Source organism: Ferrovibrio terrae (genome assembly GCF_943372915.1).
Classification (GTDB): domain Bacteria; phylum Pseudomonadota; class Alphaproteobacteria; order Ferrovibrionales; family Ferrovibrionaceae; genus Ferrovibrio; species Ferrovibrio terrae_A.
Genome location: NZ_CALSAN010000037.1, coordinates 1 through 19,090 on the forward strand (window position 1 = coordinate 1; position 19,090 = coordinate 19,090).

Below are 19,090 nucleotides of genomic sequence, written 5' to 3' on the forward strand. Positions count from 1 at the left end.
CCCCCCCCCCCACGCCGATCACATATCGAGCGAGCGATTAGCGCGGCCCGCCAAGCGGCAGGGCATAGGTCAGGAAGACCGTCTCGGTGCCCGGATTGCTGTCATAAATGCTGGCATTCGAGATGTGGCTGACGCCAAGGCCGAGCCGCGAACGGTTGTCGAAGCGATAGCTCAGCTCGATCTGCGACTTGAACTCGACCGTACCGCCCAGATTCTTGCCGTCGCCCTTGCGATACAGGCCCGGCGTGAAAGCCGGCGTCAGCACCCAGCGGCGGCCGAAATAGATATCGACCAGCACACCGGCGTAGCCCATCACCGCTTCATCGTGGGTCGCCAGCACACCGACCACCGGCTTGAAGATCCAGAATTTCTCGCCATGGCGATATTCGATGCGCCCTTCGAAGGCGTCATGATTGTCGTGGACGTCGTGATAGCCGGCGCTGAAAGCGAGGAAAGACGGGTCGTCCCCTCCCTTATCGGCTGCATCCTTGATTTGCGCCTGCACAGCTGGCGCGGCGATGATCATCAAACAGGCAGCCGCTACGGCTGCCGCAAGACGAGGCAACAAATGAAAACGCATTCCCCTACCCCCCAATCTGCAGGCCGGCCCCCGCCGGTCCTTGTTTGCAGTACAGATCGTCTCCGACAGGATACTAGCCAAGGGAATACTGGGCAGCCAAGGGCTTATCCCCGATTCGGAGCCGCTCAGCCGCCCAATCGCTTCATTGTCGCCACATTTTTCCGGCACAGAAAGCCCCCATGCGCAGCCGCCGCCTGCTGATCCTCCTGGCCCTCGCCGTCCTCGCCCTGCCCATGCTGTATGGTCTGGCCGCGCTGGGTCTTGGCCTGCTGCCCGCGCCACATCGTGAGCCTCAGGCAGGCCAGCCGACGGTATCGATCTACCTGATCTCGAATGGCTGGCATGTCTGGGCCGCCCTGCCGGCCAGGGGCCCGACCGGGCAGGACCAGACCGACTGGAGCAACTGGCTGGGCGGCAGCGCGCTCGCGGCACGGATCAGCGACGCGGATTATGTCGCATTTGGCTGGGGCGACCGGGATTTTTACCTGGCGACCCGCCGCCCGGTGGATTTCCGCCCCGATCTGGCCATGGCTGCCCTGCTCGGCCGCGGCCCGGCCGCCATGCATGTGATGCGGGTGCCGGAAACGGCCCTGGCCGCGCCCCAGCTCCGCACCCGGCGTATCGAGGTCGACACCCTGCAATACCACGCCCTGGCCGCGTATATTCAGGCCGGATTTGCCCCCGGCCGCGATGGCCGTCCACAGCCCCTGCCAGAACCAGGCTTCGGCCTGGATGACGTCTTTTACGAGGCAACAGGCCGTTACAGCCCATTTCGCACCTGCAACGAGTGGATCGGGGCGGGGCTGCGCGCTGCAGGCCTGAAAGCCGGCTGGTGGACCCCCTTCCCCTACGGCTTGATGCGGGGGCCGTGATATCCCCGTGCTCGCCTTGCGACTCACCCGTAAAGGGGCTAAACCCTGCCCCGAAAAAGGTCGGTTATGGGCGGTTTCCGCCGCCCGGTTTCCGCTCGCCACGCCATCCCATCGGAGAATGAAAAAATGACGGTTCGGGTTGCGATTAATGGTTTCGGCCGCATTGGCCGCAATGTGCTGCGCGCCATCATCGAAAGCGGCCGCACAGACATCGAAGTTGTCGGCATCAACGATCTCGGCCCAGTCGAGACCAACGCCCATCTGTTCCGTTACGACAGCGTGCATGGCCGCTTCAACGGCAAGGTCGAAACCAAGGGCGATGCGATCGATGTGGGTCGCGGCTTCATGAAGGTGACCGCCGAGCGCGATCCGGCCAAGCTGCCGTGGAAAGAGTTGAAGGTCGACATCGCACTGGAATGCACCGGCATCTTCACCGACAAGGAGAAGGCCGCGCTGCACCTGACCGCCGGGGCCCGCAAGGTGCTGGTCTCCGCGCCCGCTACCAATGCCGACCTCACCGTCGTCTATGGCGTGAACCATGACCAGCTGAAACCCGAGCACACCATCGTCTCGAATGCGTCGTGCACCACCAACTGCCTGGCCCCTGTCGCCTATGTGCTCGACGCCGCCGTCGGTATCGAGAAGGGCTACATGACCACGATCCATGCCTATACCGGCGACCAGCCGACGCTGGACACCATGCACAAGGATCTCTATCGCGCCCGCGCCGCGGCGCTGTCGATGATCCCGACCACCACCGGCGCCGCCAAGGCCGTCGGCCTGGTGCTGCCCTCGCTGAAGGGCAAGCTGGATGGTTCCTCGATCCGCGTGCCGACCCCGAATGTGTCGCTGATCGATTTCAAGTTCATTGCCAAGAAGAACACCACGGTCGAAGAGATCAACGAGGCCGTGAAGAAGGCTGCCGCCGGCATGCTGAAGGGCATTCTCGATGTCAACGACCAGCCGCTGGTGTCCAGCGACTTCAACCACAATCCGGCCAGCTCGACCTTCGACCTGAAGCAGACCACGGTGATGGATGGCAATCTGGTGCGCGTGGTGTCGTGGTACGACAACGAGTGGGGCTTCTCCAACCGCATGTCCGATACTGCGGTGGCGATGGCCAAGCTCTAACGGCCAAGCAGGAGCAGCCCGCATGGCCGGTTTCCGCACCCTCGATGATGTCAACGTCGCCGGCAAGACGGTGTTGACGCGCGTCGACCTGAACGTTCCGATGAAGGACGGCCGGATCACCGACGATCTGCGCATCAGCCGCATCCTGCCCACCCTGCACGAACTGTCGCGCAAGGGTGCCAAGGTTGTCGTGCTGTCGCATTTCGGCCGTCCGGACGGTAAACCGGTGCCGGAAATGTCGCTCAAGCCGGTGGCGGCCGCGCTCGCCACCGCGCTGGGCTCCTCCATCTCTTTTGCCGAAGACTGTGTCGGTGAACCGGCCAGTACCGCGATTGCCAAGCTAAAGGCTGGCGGCGTAGTGCTGCTGGAGAACACCCGCTTCCATGCGGCGGAAGAGAAGAACGATCCGGCCTTCGCCAAACAAATGGCGGCGCTGGGCGATATCTATGTCAACGATGCCTTCTCCTGCGCCCATCGGGCCCATGTCTCGACCGAGGCGCTGGCGCATCTGCTGCCCGCCTATGCCGGCCGCAACATGGAAGTGGAGCTGAAGCATCTCGAGGCCGCGCTGGACAAGCCGGAGAAGCCGGTTGCCGCCGTGATCGGTGGCGCCAAGGTTTCCACCAAGCTGGAACTGCTCGGCAACCTGCTCGGCAAGGTCGACAAGATCATCATCGGCGGCGGCATGGCGAATACCTTCCTGTTCGCCCAGGGCCGTGAAGTCGGCAAGAGCCTGTGCGAGAAGAACCTGGCTGATACGGCGCGCGACATCCTGCGCGATGCCGTGACCCGCGGCTGCGCCATCATCCTGCCCGATGACGTGGTGGTGGCCCGCGAATTCAGGCAAGGCGCCCCCAGCAAGGTGGTGCCGGCCGAACGCGTGCCTGCCGACACGATGATCCTGGATATCGGCCCGGTGGCCGCTGCCCGCCTGGGCACCATCCTGGCTGATTGCAAGACTTTGGTCTGGAATGGCCCCCTGGGCGCCTTCGAGACGCCGCCCTTCGATGCCGGCACCGTCACCGTGGCGCGCACTGCCGCGGCACTGACGGCTTCGGGCCGTCTGCTCAGTGTGGCCGGCGGCGGCGACACCGTGGCGGCGCTCCGCCATGCCGGTGTGGCCGAAGAATTTTCCTATGTTTCCACGGCCGGCGGCGCCTTCCTGGAATGGCTGGAAGGCAAGGAACTGCCCGGCGTGGCCGCGCTGGCCGCCAAGTGAATGCATGATAAAATCCGGTCCCAGGGGAAACAGGGCCGGGTTTTTCGTTTAAACGAACCTGACTGAAGACGTATCGGGAGCTGACAATGGACCTCAAGGAACTGAACAAGATTGCGCAGGGCATGGTTGCACCGGGCAAGGGCATCCTCGCCGCCGATGAAAGCACCAGCACCATCGAGAAGCGCCTCTCCAGCATCAACGTGCCATCGACGGAAGAGAACCGCCGCGATTACCGCGAGATGCTGTTCACCGCTGATGGCGCCGAGAAATACATCTCCGGCGTGATCCTCTATGACGAGACACTGCGCCAGAAAGCCAAGGATGGCACGCCGCTGGTCGATATTCTGAACAAGCGGGGCATCATCCCGGGCATCAAGGTCGACAAGGGCGTGCAGACTCTGCCCGGTTCGGATGGCGAGAAGATCACCGAAGGCCTCGATGGCCTGGGCAAGCGCATGGCTGAATATCATCAGCTCGGTGCCCGTTTCGCCAAGTGGCGCGCGGTGCTGAACATCGCCAATGGCAAGCCGAGCCGCCAGGCGCTGGTCGCCAATGCCGAAGCGCTCGCGCGCTATGCCGGCATCTGCCAGGCCAACAACATCGTGCCGATCGTCGAGCCGGAAATCCTGATGGATGGCGACCATGATCTGGCCACCAGCTTCGCCGCGACGGAGCGTACCCTGCACACCGTGTTTGAATATCTGGCGATCCATAATGTGGCGCTGGAAGGCATCATCCTGAAGCCGGGCATGGTGATCCAGGGCGAAAGCAGCAAGAAGATCGCCAGCATCGACGAAGTGGCCGATGCCACCGTGCAGGTGCTGAAGCGCTGCGTACCGTCGGCCGTGCCGGGTATTGCCTTCCTGTCGGGCGGCCAGTCGGACGAGCTGGCCTCCGCCCATCTCGGCGCCATGAATGCCCGCCATCCGAAACTGCCCTGGGCGCTGACCTTCTCCTATGGCCGTGCCCTGCAGGCCCTGCCGCTGAAGCTGTGGGGCGGCAAGGCCGCCAATGTGGCGAATGCGCAGAAGGGCTATCTGCATCGCGCCCGCCTCAATGGCCTCGCCGCGCTGGGCAAGTACGACGCCAAGCTGGAAAGCGAATTCAAGGCCGCGTAAGCCGCCTTTCAACACCAGAAACAGGAACGGCCCCGGTCTCGCGACCGGGGCCGTTTTCTTTGCGTCAACGATGCCTTACGCCGCCTTGGGCTGCGCCTCGATCACCGTGCCGCCCAAGGTGCCGCTCTGGGCAGCCGTGTTGATCTGAATCTGGCGCGGCTTCTTCGCCTCGGGGATTTCGCGCTTCAGCGCGATATGCAGCAGGCCGTCCTTCAGTTCGGCACCGACCACCTTCACGGTATCGGCCAGCTCGAAACGGCGTTCGAAGGCTCGACGCGCAATGCCGCGATGCAGGTAGGACACCGTCTCGCCCTGCTCGGCCGTCTGTTCGGCCGCCTTGCCCGTCACGATCAGGCTGTTTTCCTTCACCGTGATGTCGAGTTCGGCTTCGCTGAAGCCGGCCACCGCCATGGTGATGCGATAGGCATCTTCGCCATGCTTCTCGATGTTATAGGGGGGATAGCTGGCGGTCGCCTCATCGACGCGGTTGGCCAGCTCGAACAGCCGGTTCACATGGTCGAAGCCGACGCTGGAACGCAGCAGGGGGGAAAGATCGAAAGCACGCATGAGTCATCCTCCTTCAAGCGATGAGTCGTTTGCGCGGCCCGCCACCAAAGGCAGGAGGCATTCCCGCTGCATGAGCCGGGCCGCCGTGAGGGCCGGACCTCAGTCTGAGCATCCGGCACGGCAGTGAGGTAGGAAGCGCCCAAGGATGCTTCAAGGGGGCGAAAAACAGGCCCAGAAATTTTTCGGGAAATGCTGGAAAGCCGGGTGTGTGGGGCGGAGATCCGCCCGCCAGTCATCCGATCGAGATCGGATACCACTTGAAATCATGCAACGCCCGGCCACGCAGGAAATCGGTCACATGCTTGGGCCCGACGAATTCCGGCGCCAGATTGACGCCCTGGGCGGCCAGAACCAGCGTCGAATTCTTGAACAATGGCTTCATCGCCGCCAGCGAACGGGCCGCCATCTCATCGGTGGCAATGGCGGCATAGGAAACGTAGATCACCGTGATGATCTCGTCGGCCAGCTTGATCGAAGCGGATTGGTAGACTTGGGCCATGACTGCGCTGTTCCCGTTGCGCCGGAGCGCCGTATCAGCCCCACTGGTAATCCCGATGTGGTTAATGAAACGTGGCCGTGTGTGCGCTGAAAGCGGAATCAGCCAAGCGTGGCTATGCCATCGGCAAGCAAAAAGGGCGGCTCGGGATAACCCGGCCGCCCTTTACCCGGAGCTGAAGCTCCGGAAACAATCCGACTACGGCCTAATTGGCCGGGTCTTACTTTTTCAGACCGAAGCTGCCGAAGCGCTTCTTGAACTTGGCGACCTGGCCGCCGGCCTCGTTCAGACGCGCCGGACCACCGGTCCAGGCAGGATGCGAGGTCGAGTCGATGTCGAGCATCATGGTGTCGCCCGGCTTACCCCAGGTCGAACGGGTGGTGTAGACGGTGCCGTCCGTCATCTGCACCTTGATCTCGTGGTAATCGGGATGGATATCGGCCTTCATGACAGTTCTCCTGGGCCGGCCCGCAACTCATGACGATCATCGGCATGATGGTCGGGGGGAAGCCGCATTTCTAAATCGCCCGGCGTTATAGCCAGAAGCGCCTACCCCCGCAAGCCCGAACCGGGCAGGGCCAGAAAGTCAATATGAATCAAATATTTAACTACTGGCTCGCGGCCAGCCTGCGGCGCCGTTCGAATTCGGCCGGATCGACCAGATCCAGTCCCAGCTTCTCCAGGCCGTCCAGGATCGGGATGAACTGGTTCAGGCTCATGTTGTCTTTGCCATAACCCGACACGCAGATGGCCACCAGGTTGCCCTGTTTATCGAACAGGGGACCGCCGCTGTTGCCCGGGTGAATTGCAACATCGGCCTGGATCAGGTCGAAAGGCTGGCTGGGCGGCCGCGCCGGCCGCCAGGCACTGACCACGCCGCGCGTAACAGTCCAGGCCAACTGCTTCAGCTGCGGCGCGCCGATGGCATAGACCTCTTCGGTGATCCGCACCGGTGTCTCGCGGATCGGCACGACCGGATAGCCGCTGCCCTCCAGTTTGACGAGCGCGACATCGCGCAATTCATGCTGGCGGAGCACCTCGCCCACTACCGTGCGGCCCGAGACAAGACGCACACGCACGAAGCGCTGGCCGCCGATGACATGCCGGTTGGTCACCATCAGGCCATCTTCGGACACCAGAAACCCCGACCCATGCCCTCCCGCTCCAACCTCGATCAGCACGGTGGCACTGCGCAGCCGATCGATCTGGCTGTCGATCGGTTGCTGGGAAAGCGCCACGCGCCGTAACGGCAGACGCGCCTGCCCCTCGGTGATGGCCGGCGATCCGGGGCTCGGCAACGGCGCACGCTCAGCCATTGTCTTGTGCAGTTCCGGCAATGCGGCCAGTTGATTGACCGCATCGGCAAATGCCAGCTGCAGTGCAAGATTACCATCCAGCGCAATCGTCTGTGGCGCATCGAAGCGCCCTTCGCTGCGCTGGCGCAGGATCACCTGCCGGCGAACGGGATCGAAAACCTGCCATTCCGCTGTGACCCGTGCATTGCCGCGCATGCCGACAGCGCGTTCCGAGAGGAAGTCGCAGACCGCATGCACCTGAATCTGCATCTCGCTGATCGTAACACCGAACTGCAGATCACCCTCTTGACGCTGCTGGACCTCGAACATCTGGCTCGGATCGCCCGCAACCTTGTAGCCATGGCCATTCATCACCCGGTAAAAGGTGTCGCTCCATTCGTTGCTGCGTTCCTGAATGCGCGGACGCTCTTGATAGATCGGCCCGGTCTTGGCGCCGAGGCACTTGTTGCCGAACTGGCCTTGCAGACGACCGATCTCGCGACCGCGCGGAATGTCGATCTGCACACGGGTCAACTCGATCGTACGGCCATCCAGACCGGTCACTGTGCCGGGACTGACGGTCTGCCCATCGGCCAATTGCACGGCCTTTGCGGCAATGGGTGGCGGCTCGACAGGCCCGACACACGCCGCTGCGAGAAGCGGTAGCCAAAGGACAGCCCCGTGAAATTGGCGAGCAGACATATATGACCCTCATGAGAGGAGCGAAAATGGGTAATGAATATCTATAATGGAGAAAACAGAACATAAAGTGAAATCTAAGGGGGTAAAGAAAGATCATACACTTGCATTCGACGCGCCATGACAGACCGCGTGTGATTGTGACCACGCACCACACCCTGTCGCGTTGTGGCGGGGGGTGACGGTGGGTATAACCACCGGGGATTTCAACAAGACAAAGCAATGCCGTCCGCCACAACCGCGTCCGCCCCATCTGCTGCCGAGCCCAAGCGCCCGCCTTTGTCGGCGCTGAAGCCTGTGTTCCGCTTTGTCGCCCCGTATCGCTGGATGGCGGTGGGCGCCGCCATCGCCCTGATCGTCACGTCCGGCGCGATGCTGATGATCGGGCAGGCGATCCGGCGCGTCATCGATGTCGGCTTCGGCCATGGCAATGGCGCCTATCTGGACCTCTATTTCGGCGCTCTGTTCGGCGTGGTCGTCATCCTGGCCGCCGGAACCTTCGCGCGCTTTTACTGCGTCACCTGGCTGGGCGAGCGGGTCGTCGCCGATATCCGCCGTGCCGTCTATGCGCATGTCCTGAAACTGAGCCCGACCTTCTTTGAGGCGACACGCAGCGGCGAAGTGCTGTCACGTCTGACCACCGACACCGAACTGATCCAGACCCTGGTGGGCTCTTCGATCTCGGTGGCCCTGCGCAACACGCTGCTGTTTATCGGCAGCGCCGGCCTGCTCATCGTCACTTCGCCCGACCTGACCATGCTGGTGGCCCTGGTGATTCCGCTAGTGGTGCTGCCGATCATCATTCTCGGCCGCCGCCTGCGCAAACTCTCGCGCGAAAGCCAGGACCGCATCGCCGATCTCGCAGCCCAGGCGGGCGAGACGCTGAATGCCATCACCACAGTGCAGGCCTATACCTACGAAGCCCGCGAGGCGAACCGTTTTGGCAGCCATGCCGAAGCGGCCTTTGGCACTGCCGTGCGCCGCATCCGCGCTCGCGCCTGGCTCACCGCGCTGGTCATGCTGCTGGTGTTCGGCGCAGTGAATGCGGTGATGTGGATCGGTGGCAAGGCGGTGTTTGCCGGCGCAATGTCCGCCGGTGAACTGAGTGCCTTCGTCTTCTATGCCGTCGTCGGCGCATCATCGGTCGGCGCCCTGTCGGAAACCTGGGGCGATGTGCAGCGCGCGGCCGGCGCGGCCGAACGCCTGATGCAACTGCTGGCCACCGAGCCCACCATCCGCGCGCCAGCCACACCGCTTGCGCTGCCGGCCAAGCCCGCAGGTCGCCTGCAGTTCGACGCCGTGCGCTTCCATTATCCGGCACGGCCGCTGACGCCGGCCCTGGATGGCTTGAGCCTGGATATTGCCGCCGGCGAAACGGTTGCCATCGTCGGCCCCTCCGGGGCGGGCAAGACCACCCTGTTCCAGCTGCTGCTGCGTTTCTATGATCCTGACTCGGGCCATATCCGCTTCGATGGCTGCGACATCACCCAGCTCGATCCGGTGGGCCTGCGCCAGCATATCGGCCTGGTGGCGCAGGAGCCGGTGATCTTTGGCGCCACCGTAGCGGAAAATATCCGCTACGGCCGCCCCGAGGCCACCGACGCAGAAGTGCATGCCGCCGCCGAAGCTGCCGCCGCGCGCGGCTTCATCCAGGCCTTGCCGCAAGGCTACGACACCTATCTGGGCGAGCGTGGCGTGCGCCTCTCTGGCGGCCAGCGCCAGCGCATCGCCATCGCCCGCGCCCTGCTGCGCGACCCGCCGGTATTGCTGCTGGACGAGGCGACCTCGTCGCTGGATGCGGAATCCGAGCGCAAGGTGCAAACGGCGCTGGAGCGGCTGATGCAAGGCCGCACCACGCTGGTGATCGCCCATCGCCTGGCCACCGTGCAGAAGGCCGACCGTATCGTGGTGATGGACCAGGGCCGCATCGTTGCCGCCGGCCGCCACGACAGTCTGATCGCCGAAGACGGGCTTTACGCCCGCCTCGCCCGGCTGCAGTTCATGACAGGATCGGCGGCCGATGCCGCGTAAGCGCCGTACTGATAGGCCGCTGCCCGGCCGGCTGATGCGCTTCTGGTGGCGCTTCGCCGTGGTCGGCATCATCGTTTATGTCGGCTATACGATCTGGCTGGGCGGCGCCTATCGCAGCGTCGATGCCTTCACGGCCGGACAATGCGTGGCAGTGCCCGCGCCGCCCGGCCCCGAAGACATGGCCGTGCTGCCCGATGGTCCCGGCCTGCTGCCCGGCGCCATCGTCTCCAGCCAGGATCGCCGCGATCGCGCTGCGCCGGGCGGATTGTATTTCTACGACCTGAGCAGCCGCCCGGGCACATTCACCCGGCTGGAAACCCCGGCCAGCATGGTGCTGCATCCACATGGCCTGAGCCTGTTCACCACGCCCGATGGCCAGAGCTTCCTGCATGTCATCAATCATCGCAGCCGCGACCGCCACACCGTCGAAATCTTCGCCGTGCAGCAGACTCCTGGCAACATTCCGGTCCTGCGCCATCGCGGCAGCGTGGCCAGCGACCTGTTCGTGCACCCCAACGGCATCGCCGCCGCCGGCCCCGAATCCTTTTATCTGACCAACGACCGTGGTTCCGGCCCCGGCTGGATGCATATGGTCGAAAACCTGCTGCAGCTGTCGCGCTCCACCGTCGTCTATCACGATGGCCGCGGCGCCCGTGTGGTGGCCGATAACATCGCCTTCGCCAACGGCATCGAGATCAGTGCCGATGGCGGCACCGTGCTGGTCGGCTCCACCCAGTGGCGCATGATCCTGGCCTACACGCGCGAGATCACCAGCGGCATGCTGCTGCGCAGCGGCAGCCTGGCGCTGCCCGGCGGTGCCGACAATATCCGTCGCGACGCCAATGGCGAGCTTTGGGTCGCCGCCCATGCCAATGCCTTCGCCTTCATCGGCCATGCCATGAATGCTGAGAAGGAAAGCCCCAGCATGATCCTGCGGCTCAGCCGCAATGCGCGCGGCGCGATACAGACTTCGGAGGCCTTTGGCGATCCCGGCGACATGCTGTCAGGCGCCAGCGTCGGCGTGCAGCATCAGGGCCGTCTGCTGATCGGCGCGGTGTTCCAGCCCACCGTTCTGGACTGCCAGCTCGATGAAGCCAAACTGCGGGAAATCGAGAGCTAGAAGCGGTAGGCGCCGCACTGGTCGAGGCGCAGCACGCTTTCCTGACTGAAGCGCGCTTTGTAATCCTCGACGATGGTGGCAAGCCGGGCATTGATGTCGCCATCATTGCGATGGGCCACCATCAGGATGTAGGTGCCCTCCTGCATGGCACTGCCATCGGCGACCGAACGATAGAAACCCTGGCCCTCCAGCACGGTAAAGCCATCGGGCAGCCGCGGCACGATCGCCGATTCGACAAAGCCCTTCCATTCGTTGCCATCGACATGGCGGACATGCTCACCCTTGCGTACCGCCGTGCCGAAAAACAACAGCGCGCTCTGCTGCCGGCAGTGCATCACCGGATGCAGCCAGACATACACCCCGGCGGCCACCAGGACCGCCAGCGTCAATGCGCCGCCCACCAGGGCAATCACCATTTTGGCCTGCAGCGCCCCAAGGCGCTCGCCGACTTTGAGAAACGCTTCTTCGAACATGGCTAGCGTTCGGTCAGCTTGAGTTCAATGCGCCGGTTGCGGCGGAACGCCGTCTGATCCTCGCGCGCATCCAGCGGCTGGAATTCGCCAAAGCCGGTGGCGGCCAGGCGCTCAACCGGCACACCCTGGCTGGCAAGGAACTTCACCACCGAGATGGCACGCGCCGATGACAGCTCCCAGTTCGACGGGAACTGCGCGGTATTGATCGGCAGTTTGTCGGTATGGCCATCGACGCGCAGCACCCAGGGCAGCTCCTTGGGGATCTTGCTGCTGATTTCGATCAGCGTCTTGGCCAGCTTGCCGATCTGCTCACGGCCTTCGGGCTTCAGCTCGGCCGATGCGGAATCGAACAGCACTTCGGACTGGAAGACAAAGCGATCACCCACCACCTGGATGTCGCGGCGGTTGCCCAGCGCCTGACGCAGGCGGCCGAAGAATTCAGAGCGGTAGTTGGTGAGTTCATCCACCTTGCGCGCCAATGCTGCATTCAGCCGGCGCCCCAGGTCGCTGACCTGCGCCTGGTTGGTCTTGTCCTTCTCTTCGCTTTCCTTGAGAATCCGCTCGATCTGGCCCAGCTGCTCGCGCAGCGCCAGGATTTGCCGGTTCAGCAGATCGACCTGGCTGCGCGCCTCGCTCGTCAGCCGCTTCTCCTGCTCCAGCTGGCCGCTGCTGGACACCAGCTTCCCCTGCAGGTCGACCAGGATCTGCCGCTGCTCGGCCAGACGCTTTTCGGCATCATCGGCACGCGCCTGGCTGTCGGCCAGAACGGCGGCAAGCTGGTCGCGCTCGGCCGTCGCACCGCTGAGCGTGGCCTGCATGTTGGTCAGGTCGAGCCGGAGCTGCGCGTTGTTGCGCTTTTCCAGCGACAGCTGGTCGACCAGTCCGGCCAGTTCGCTGCGCAGCCCTTCGATCGCCTTGTCGCGGCCGGAAATCGCATTGGCGAGGAAGAACTGCACCAGCATGAACACCGCCAGCACGAAGACGATGACCATGAGCAATGTGGAGAGCACATCGACATAGCCCGGCCACGGGCCGGCGCTCTGGTGATCGTTGCGCCTGTGACTGCGGCCCAGCGCCATGGCGCCTAGCTCCGGCGCTGGGTGTCGGCAGACGCCGCGATGGTGCGCGACAGCAGCTTGATCTCGGCGCGCATGTCATCGATCAGCTTGGCGCGGCCCTGAGCCGCATCGTCGAGCATACGGGTCAGCAGGATATCGATGTTGCGCAGATGGCCGCGGCTGACGGTGTCGAAGTTGCCGCCATCGGCGCCCTGCGCCAGCTTGGCCATGATCGGCTTCATCTCGATTTGATGCTCGGTCAGCTTCAGCAGCAATCCCTGCTCGGCACGCATCTGCTCGGTGAGCAGGCTGAGCTTTTCATTGAGCTGCAGCAGCGCCGCACCGGTCTGGCCGCGGCTGTCTTCGCTGCGCGCCATGGTGCGCTGGAGGTTATCCAGACTGTCGGCCGTCTGCTCCAGCAGCGCCTGCACATAGGCGGGTACCGACTGGTCGCCTTCAGCCACGGCGCTGCCGCCGACACGGGTGAAGCCGGCCAGCCATTCCTCCAGATCGTTATAGAAACGGTTCTGCGCCTGGCCTGCTTGCAGATCGAGGAAGCCCAGGATCAGCGAGCCGGCCAGGCCCATCATCGAAGCCGAGAAGGCCAGCCCCATACCGGTGAGCGGGGTTTCCAGACCGCCCTTCAACTTGCTGAACAGGGCATTGATGTCTTCACTGGCATTGAGCGACAGGCCATTGATGGTGTCGCTGACGCCATTGATGGTTTCCAGCAGACCCCAGAAGGTGCCGAGCAGACCGAGAAACACCATCAGGCCGATGAAATAGCGCGAGATCTCGCGGCCTTCATCCAGGCGCGAGCCCACCGAGTCCAGCAAGGCCCGTGTGGCTGTGGCATGCAGCGAACCACGCGGACCGCGATTAGCCAGCATGCGGGCCAACGGGGCCAGCAGGTTCGACGGCTCGCCGATATTGCTGCCGCCGCTGCGCTGGGCCCGCTGCCAGGCTTCAACCCAGTTCGCCTCGCGGCCAATTTCCCAGACCTGGCGGAATGTGTAGAGGATGCCGATCAGCAGGATCGCGCCGATCAGGCTGTTCAGCGCCACGTTGGCCATATAGGCGCGCAGCAGGGTGGTGTGCAGCACGGCGATCACGACGCCAACGGCGGCCAGAAACAGCACCATGCGCAAGAGGAAACGGCCAGGCTTGGTCATTCAATCCATCCTTCCGCTTCTGCGTTACGGAGCGAATACGGCAATTTCACGGCGCCAACCAGCAGGTCGGACCATGAACCGCCGCAGACTGGCTGCGCGAGCGGCAACCGCGTGAGAAACATAGTACGAATCAATGCGCGGACGGTCGATGATCGCCCATGGCAGCAAGCCGGATCAACCACAGATATGCGACAATCCGGCGCCAGGCTGCCTGTCTAATCGACAGGATCCGGTCAACTAGCGGCCAACCGGGGCGATCTCGACGCGGTCTGCGGCGCTGCCATCGGTGGGCGCGCCAAGCGCGCGCACGTCGATGCGGGTGGAGCGAATGCCCTTGTCGATCAGATACTGCCGCACCGCAAGCGCGCGGGTCAGCGACAGGCGGCGGGCACCGCTGCCGCCATCCGCCACCGTGCTGGAGGCATAGGCGCGAATCTGCAGACGATCCTCGCCACTGGCATACTGCTTGGCTAGGCCATCCAGTGCGGCGAGATCGGCGTTCGGCAATTCGCCCTGGCCGCTCGGGAAAGACATGGTCACGACGCCGCCCTGAGCGGACGGCGCCGGCACCGGGCGTGGCGCTGCGGGTGCGGTCGCCATCTGCTGGGCCGGAGCGGGAGCCGGGGCAGGTGCGGGCGTCGCCACCGGGGCAGGCATAGGGGCAGGTGCCGGCGTGGCAGCGGGAGCCGGCGTGGCAGCGGGAGCCGGGGGCGGAGTGGGTACGGGCACCGGGGCCGGCACCGGGGCAGCCGCGACCGGAGCAGAGGTCTGAGGCGCGGGCGCAACCGCCATGGGCGTGCCCGGAACCGGACCGGGCATGGGCGCCGGTGCCGCCGCCACCGGCGGCGCGGCAGGGGCCGGCTGAACTGGGGCCGGGGCTGGGGCCGGTTGGACAGGGGCCGGTGCCATGGCTACGGGAGCCGCCGCCTCACTCTTCGACGCGGCAGTCTTCGGTGCGGCAGGTGTAGCCGAGGCCTTGCGGGTCGCGGTAGTGGCACGCGGCGGCTTCAGCTTGATGGCAGAAGGCTTGCCCGTCTCGCCGACCAGCGGCTGCGGGCCATCCGTCACCGTCTGGCTGGCCAGTGGCATTACACGCTGCTGCTTCGCCGCCTTGCTGGCCTTGCCGGTGGCGCCCAGCAGCGGCACCTGCGTCGTGGTGGCCGGGGCGGACAGGCCACGGCCAGCACTCAGCTGATCCAGGGCCTGCGGATTGAAGGTGATGTTGCCGCTGCCGATGTAATTCTGGGCCACCGCCGGGCGCGGCATGCTCACGGTGAAGCCACCGGCAAGTCCGCACGCCAGCGAGAGGGCGACAAGCGAAAGCGAAAGCGGCCTGGCCATCGGAAAAAGTCCCCCTACCCCGAAAATATGTGGCGAACGATAGCGGAGGCAGCGGACTGCGACAACCCGGCAAGCTGGTGCCGGGAGCAGGAAATCAATCACTTGTACGGAGGATCAGACCCGCAATGCCCTGCGGGATCAGATCGGTCAGGCCTTGAGCAGCTTGCTCAGCGGCGCGTGCAGCACATCGTTGGCTGCAATGATGCCGCCTGTCTCCATCATCTGGTCGCCGCCGGCCAGATCCGTGACCGTGCCACCAGCCTCGCGCACCAGAACGATGCCGGCCGAAATATCCCAGGGCTGCAGACCGGTTTCCCAGAAGCCGTCAAAGCGCCCTGCGGCCACATAGGCCAGATCGAGCGCAGCGGCACCGAGACGGCGGATGCCGGCGACCTCGGCCATCACCGTGGTCATTTCCTTAAGGAAGGGCTGATGGCCCGGCTTGCCATGGAAGGGAATGCCGGTGCCGAATACCGCTTCTGGCAGCTTGCGACGGGCGGAGACACGGATGCGGCGCTCGTTGACATAGGCGCCAACGCCCTTCTCGGCCCAGAACAGCTCGTCGCGCACCACATCCAGCACGATACCGGCCACCAGTTCGCCTTCACGCTGCACGCCGACCGAGATGGCGAAATGCGGAATGCCGTGCAGGAAATTGGTGGTGCCATCCAGCGGATCGATGATCCAGTAGCTTTTGCCGTCCTTGGCCTCGATGCGGCCACCCTCTTCCATCACGAAGCCGAAATCCGGACGCAGTTTGGACAGCTCCTGCTGCAGAACCTTCTCGGCTTTGCGGTCGGCAGCAGACACGAAGTCAGCCGGCCCCTTCTTCGAGACCTGCAGGTGCTCGACCTCGTTGAAGTCGCGGATCAGGCTGCGCTGCGCTTTACGCGCTGCGTTTGCCATCGCATTGATCAAGGCGGATCGCAGGGCCATGGGGGACGGATTTGCTCGTTTTTGGAAAGGCGGCGGAACCTATCAGCGCCGCCCGTGCTTGGCAATTGCCGCATTAAAGGCTTTTACCGCCTCGGCCGGGCCCTCGGGATGGCGCCAGACACCCGCAGAAACCGCCAGAAAGTCGGCCCCTGCCTCGATTAACACCGGGCAGTTCTCCACCGTGATCCCGCCGATGGCCACACAGGGCACTTCCATCAGGTCGGCCCACCAGGCGATCAGGTCCGGTTCTGCCCTGGTCTTGGGCTGCTTGGTATCGGTCGCGAAAAACGCCCCAAAGGCGACGTAATCGGCACCGGCCTCGGCGGCCTCCATCGCCAGGTGACGGGAGTCATGGCAGGTGACGCCAACGATGCGGTCTGGTCCCAGAATGCGGCGCGCCTCCTCATAGGGCGCATCCTCCTGGCCGACATGCACGCCATCGGCGCCAAACTTGATCGCGAGATCCGGCCGGTCATTGATCAGCAGCGCGACATCGTATTCATGACACACCGGCAGCAGGGCTTCGGTCGCGCGGCGGAAGGTATTGTCAGAAGCCGACTGCTCGCCGTCTTTCAGGCGCAGCTGCAGGCAGGCGACATCGCCAGCACCGAGCACTTTCTTCAGGTCTTCGGCGAACACGGCCGGTTCGATAACCGGCGGCGTGATCAGATACAGCCGCTGCTCGGCTTTGACAGGGTCTTTGGCCATCTCTTATCCAGCAATGAAACTTTTAAGCGCATCCAGCGTCTCGTCGGGCCGTTCGCCCATCATCAAATGGCCGCAGCCCGGCAACACGTCGATGCGGCCATCCTTGAACTCTTTCGCCCAACCCCGCGCGGCGCGCAAGGGTGTCATCTGGTCGCGTTCGCCGGCGAGGATCTGCACCGGCACGGCAACGGCTGCGACCGCCTGCTTGCCGTTCTGATAGGCATTGCACAGGCGGAAGCCCAGCGCTAGGCAGCTGCGCGGCGCGCGATCGATCAGGCGGATGCTGCTGGTCAGCAGATGCGAGCCCGGCACGCGATTGCTGCCGATCTGGTTCTTCTTCGCAATCATCCAGTCATTCATCAGTTCAACGACCGTATAGGCGCCACTATCGGCCAGCGCCTGCAGCTCGGGATTCACTGCCATCGGGAAAGCAAAACCGAGCAGCGAAATGCGGCTGACCCGCGCCGGATGCCGGACTGCGGTTTCCAGCGCGATCAGCGCACCCATCGAATGGCCGACCAGCGCCGCCTGCTGCACGCCGGCTGCATCCAGCAGCATCGGCATCCAGTCGGCAAAGGCCTCGACGCTCTCCAGCATCGGGCCTTCCGAGCGACCGTTGCCCGGCAGATCGACTGCCAGCACCGAATAGCCGTGATAGGCGAACCAGCGCGTCTGCATCGACCAGCTGGTATGGTCGCAGGCATTGCCGTGGATGAACACCACGGTTGGTTTCGTCGCATCGAAAGCCTTGCCGCCGGTGGCCGCGAAAATCTTCTTGCCCGCTACATCAAGCCACATTGGTTCGTTTCCCCGCCCTTACTCTGCTGCGGCCTTGATGGCCTTCTGCGCCGCGCGCAGGGCCTGGTTCAGGTCGTCGATCAGATCCTGACTGTCTTCCAGACCCACCGACAGCCGCACCAGCTCCTCGCCGATACCGGCAGCCTTCAGTTCGGCAGCAGACATCTGCTGATGCGTCGTGCTGGCCGGATGGATCACCAGCGACTTGGCATCACCGACATTGGCGAGATGCGAAAACACCTGCAACGCCTCGATCAGCACGCGGCCGGCCTCGCGACCGCCCTTCACACCGAAGCTGAATACCGCACCGCAGCCCTTGGGCAGCAGCGTTTTCGCCAGCGCATGGTCAGGATGCTCTTCCAGTTCGGGATACGACACCCAGGCAACCGCCGGATGGCCCTTCAGGAAAGCCACCACCTTGCGGCTGTTCTCGACATGGCGCGCCATGCGCAAGGGCAGCGTCTCGACACCCTGCAGCAGATGGAAGGCATTGGTGGGCGACATGCAGGCGCCGAAATCGCGCAGACCTTCGGCGCGCGCGCGCATGATGAAGGCGGCGGGGCCGAATTCCTCGGCGAAATCGAGACCGTGATAACCGGCATAAGGCTCGGTAAGCGTCGGGAACTTGCCCGAGGCTTCCCAGTCGAAGCGACCAGAGTCGATCAGTGCGCCGCCAATGGCAACGCCATGACCGCCCAGGAATTTGGTAGCCGAATGCATGACCAGATCGGCGCCATGCTCGAAACCCTTGAACAGGTATGGCGTGGCAAAGGTGCAATCGAGCATCAGCGGCAGCCCGGCATCATGGGCGATCTTCGCCACCGCCGGTACATCCAGCACTTCCAGGCCTGGGTTGCCGAGAATCTCGCCGAACACCAGGCGGGTTTCGGGCTTGATCGCCGCCTTCCAGACGGCATGGTCGCGCGGATCGACAAATGTCGTCGTGATGCCGAACCGGGGTAGCGTATGCACGAGGATGTTGTAGCTGCCGCCATAGATGTTGCGCGAGGCGACAATATGCCCGCCCTGCCCCATCAGCGTGGCAATCGCCAGATGCAGCGCCGCCTGCCCTGAGGCCGTGCAGACCGCACCGACGCCGCCTTCGAGCGCTGCGAGGCGTTCTTCCAGTACCGCGACGGTGGGATTGGAGATGCGCGAGTAGATATGGCCGCCACGTTCCAGGTTGAACAGTGCCGCCGCATGGTCGGCATCGCGGAAGACATAGGAGGTGGTCTGATAGATCGGCACGGCGCGCGCGCCGGTCGCCGGATCAGGCTGCTGGCCTGCATGCAGGCTCAGCGTATCGAAGCGGAAGAATTTGGGTTCCAGCATGGCGCCCTCCCGGACAATTTTCTCAAGGCTTATGGGTAGCAGACAAAAAAGCGGGCCGCCTCATCCTGGCGGACGGGGCGACCCGACAATCTTGCCTCAACCTCGAAACTGCAGCGATTAATCCATGCCGTACCCGGATCAGTC

General features: G+C 64.1%; 19 protein-coding genes. 6 read left to right on the forward strand and 13 right to left on the reverse strand.

The genetic code is table 11. The features are described 5' to 3' along the window. Nucleotides 1-37: 37 nt before the first annotated feature. Nucleotides 38-526 (reverse strand): acyloxyacyl hydrolase, encoded by a 489-nt coding sequence (locus AAG821_RS19110; protein WP_341914865.1) that lies wholly within the window; start codon nt 524-526, stop codon nt 38-40. 233 nt (nt 527-759) lie between these two features. Between AAG821_RS19110 and AAG821_RS19115 the strand changes: the two genes are divergently transcribed. The 4 genes from AAG821_RS19115 to AAG821_RS19130 all read left to right on the forward strand — a co-directional run bounded on the left by AAG821_RS19115 (nt 760) and on the right by AAG821_RS19130 (nt 4,920). Then, a complete protein-coding gene (locus AAG821_RS19115) occupies nt 760-1,452 on the forward strand; it encodes a TIGR02117 family protein (protein WP_341914861.1) in 693 nt (230 codons plus the stop codon). A 126-nt stretch (nt 1,453-1,578) separates the two neighbouring features. Continuing rightward, entirely contained in the window at nt 1,579-2,583 is a 1,005-nt protein-coding gene (gap, locus tag AAG821_RS19120) for a type I glyceraldehyde-3-phosphate dehydrogenase (RefSeq protein ID WP_341914860.1), read from the forward strand. Nucleotides 2,584-2,605: 22 nt separating this feature from the next. After that, nucleotides 2,606-3,802, forward strand: a complete 1,197-nt coding sequence (locus tag AAG821_RS19125; RefSeq protein WP_341914858.1) for a phosphoglycerate kinase — start codon at nt 2,606-2,608, stop codon at nt 3,800-3,802. An 86-nt stretch (nt 3,803-3,888) separates the two neighbouring features. Further along, the gene (locus AAG821_RS19130; protein ID WP_341914856.1) at nt 3,889-4,920 is read left to right on the forward strand and encodes a class I fructose-bisphosphate aldolase; all 1,032 of its coding nucleotides are present in this window, start codon (nt 3,889-3,891) and stop codon (nt 4,918-4,920) included. 75 nt (nt 4,921-4,995) lie between these two features. Here AAG821_RS19130 and AAG821_RS19135 read toward each other — a convergent pair whose 3' ends face one another. The 4 genes from AAG821_RS19135 to AAG821_RS19150 form a co-directional block, all read right to left on the reverse strand. Next, nucleotides 4,996-5,487, reverse strand: a complete 492-nt coding sequence (locus AAG821_RS19135; RefSeq protein ID WP_341914854.1) for an Hsp20 family protein — start codon at nt 5,485-5,487, stop codon at nt 4,996-4,998. A 232-nt stretch (nt 5,488-5,719) separates the two neighbouring features. After that, entirely contained in the window at nt 5,720-5,986 is a 267-nt protein-coding gene (locus tag AAG821_RS19140) for a hypothetical protein (RefSeq protein WP_341914852.1), read from the reverse strand. 217 nt (nt 5,987-6,203) lie between these two features. Next, nucleotides 6,204-6,431 (reverse strand): 50S ribosomal protein L31, encoded by a 228-nt coding sequence (gene rpmE / locus AAG821_RS19145; protein ID WP_144068900.1) that lies wholly within the window; start codon nt 6,429-6,431, stop codon nt 6,204-6,206. A 160-nt stretch (nt 6,432-6,591) separates the two neighbouring features. Further along, the gene (locus AAG821_RS19150) at nt 6,592-7,881 is read right to left on the reverse strand and encodes a serine protease (RefSeq protein ID WP_341914848.1); all 1,290 of its coding nucleotides are present in this window, start codon (nt 7,879-7,881) and stop codon (nt 6,592-6,594) included. Between the two features lie 318 nt (nt 7,882-8,199). Between AAG821_RS19150 and AAG821_RS19155 the strand changes: the two genes are divergently transcribed. Together AAG821_RS19155 and AAG821_RS19160 are read left to right on the forward strand one after the other, a co-directional pair. Beyond that, nucleotides 8,200-10,008: an ABC transporter transmembrane domain-containing protein gene (locus tag AAG821_RS19155; protein ID WP_341914846.1), complete on the forward strand. Its 1,809-nt coding sequence runs from the start codon at nt 8,200-8,202 to the stop codon at nt 10,006-10,008. Further along, on the forward strand, nt 9,998-11,128 hold the full coding sequence (locus AAG821_RS19160) for an SMP-30/gluconolactonase/LRE family protein (protein ID WP_341914843.1): 1,131 nt from the start codon (nt 9,998-10,000) through the stop codon (nt 11,126-11,128). Before AAG821_RS19155 ends, AAG821_RS19160 begins: the two co-directional genes overlap by 11 nt. Here AAG821_RS19160 and AAG821_RS19165 read toward each other — a convergent pair. The 8 genes from AAG821_RS19165 to AAG821_RS19200 form a co-directional block, all read right to left on the reverse strand. Continuing rightward, nucleotides 11,125-11,601 carry a DUF3574 domain-containing protein gene (locus tag AAG821_RS19165; protein WP_341914841.1) on the reverse strand — a complete coding sequence of 159 codons (477 nt, stop codon included), beginning with the start codon at nt 11,599-11,601 and terminating at the stop codon, nt 11,125-11,127. The genes AAG821_RS19160 and AAG821_RS19165 overlap by 4 nt on opposite strands. A gap of 2 nt (nt 11,602-11,603) precedes the next feature. Further along, the gene (locus AAG821_RS19170; protein ID WP_341914839.1) at nt 11,604-12,680 is read right to left on the reverse strand and encodes a peptidoglycan -binding protein; all 1,077 of its coding nucleotides are present in this window, start codon (nt 12,678-12,680) and stop codon (nt 11,604-11,606) included. Nucleotides 12,681-12,685: 5 nt separating this feature from the next. Next, nucleotides 12,686-13,831, reverse strand: coding sequence for a flagellar motor protein MotA (locus AAG821_RS19175; RefSeq protein ID WP_341914837.1), 1,146 nt, complete (start codon nt 13,829-13,831; stop codon nt 12,686-12,688). 237 nt (nt 13,832-14,068) lie between these two features. Next, nucleotides 14,069-15,097 (reverse strand): OmpA family protein, encoded by a 1,029-nt coding sequence (locus AAG821_RS19180; protein WP_341914863.1) that lies wholly within the window; start codon nt 15,095-15,097, stop codon nt 14,069-14,071. A gap of 222 nt (nt 15,098-15,319) precedes the next feature. Beyond that, nucleotides 15,320-16,108 (reverse strand): inositol monophosphatase family protein, encoded by a 789-nt coding sequence (locus AAG821_RS19185; RefSeq protein WP_341914836.1) that lies wholly within the window; start codon nt 16,106-16,108, stop codon nt 15,320-15,322. A 42-nt stretch (nt 16,109-16,150) separates the two neighbouring features. Then, a complete protein-coding gene (gene thiE / locus AAG821_RS19190) occupies nt 16,151-16,816 on the reverse strand; it encodes a thiamine phosphate synthase (RefSeq protein ID WP_341914835.1) in 666 nt (221 codons plus the stop codon). A gap of 3 nt (nt 16,817-16,819) precedes the next feature. Further along, nucleotides 16,820-17,614, reverse strand: coding sequence for an alpha/beta hydrolase (locus tag AAG821_RS19195; RefSeq protein WP_341914832.1), 795 nt, complete (start codon nt 17,612-17,614; stop codon nt 16,820-16,822). Between the two features lie 18 nt (nt 17,615-17,632). After that, a complete protein-coding gene (locus AAG821_RS19200; protein WP_341914830.1) occupies nt 17,633-18,946 on the reverse strand; it encodes an O-acetylhomoserine aminocarboxypropyltransferase in 1,314 nt (437 codons plus the stop codon). Nucleotides 18,947-19,090 lie beyond the last annotated feature (144 nt).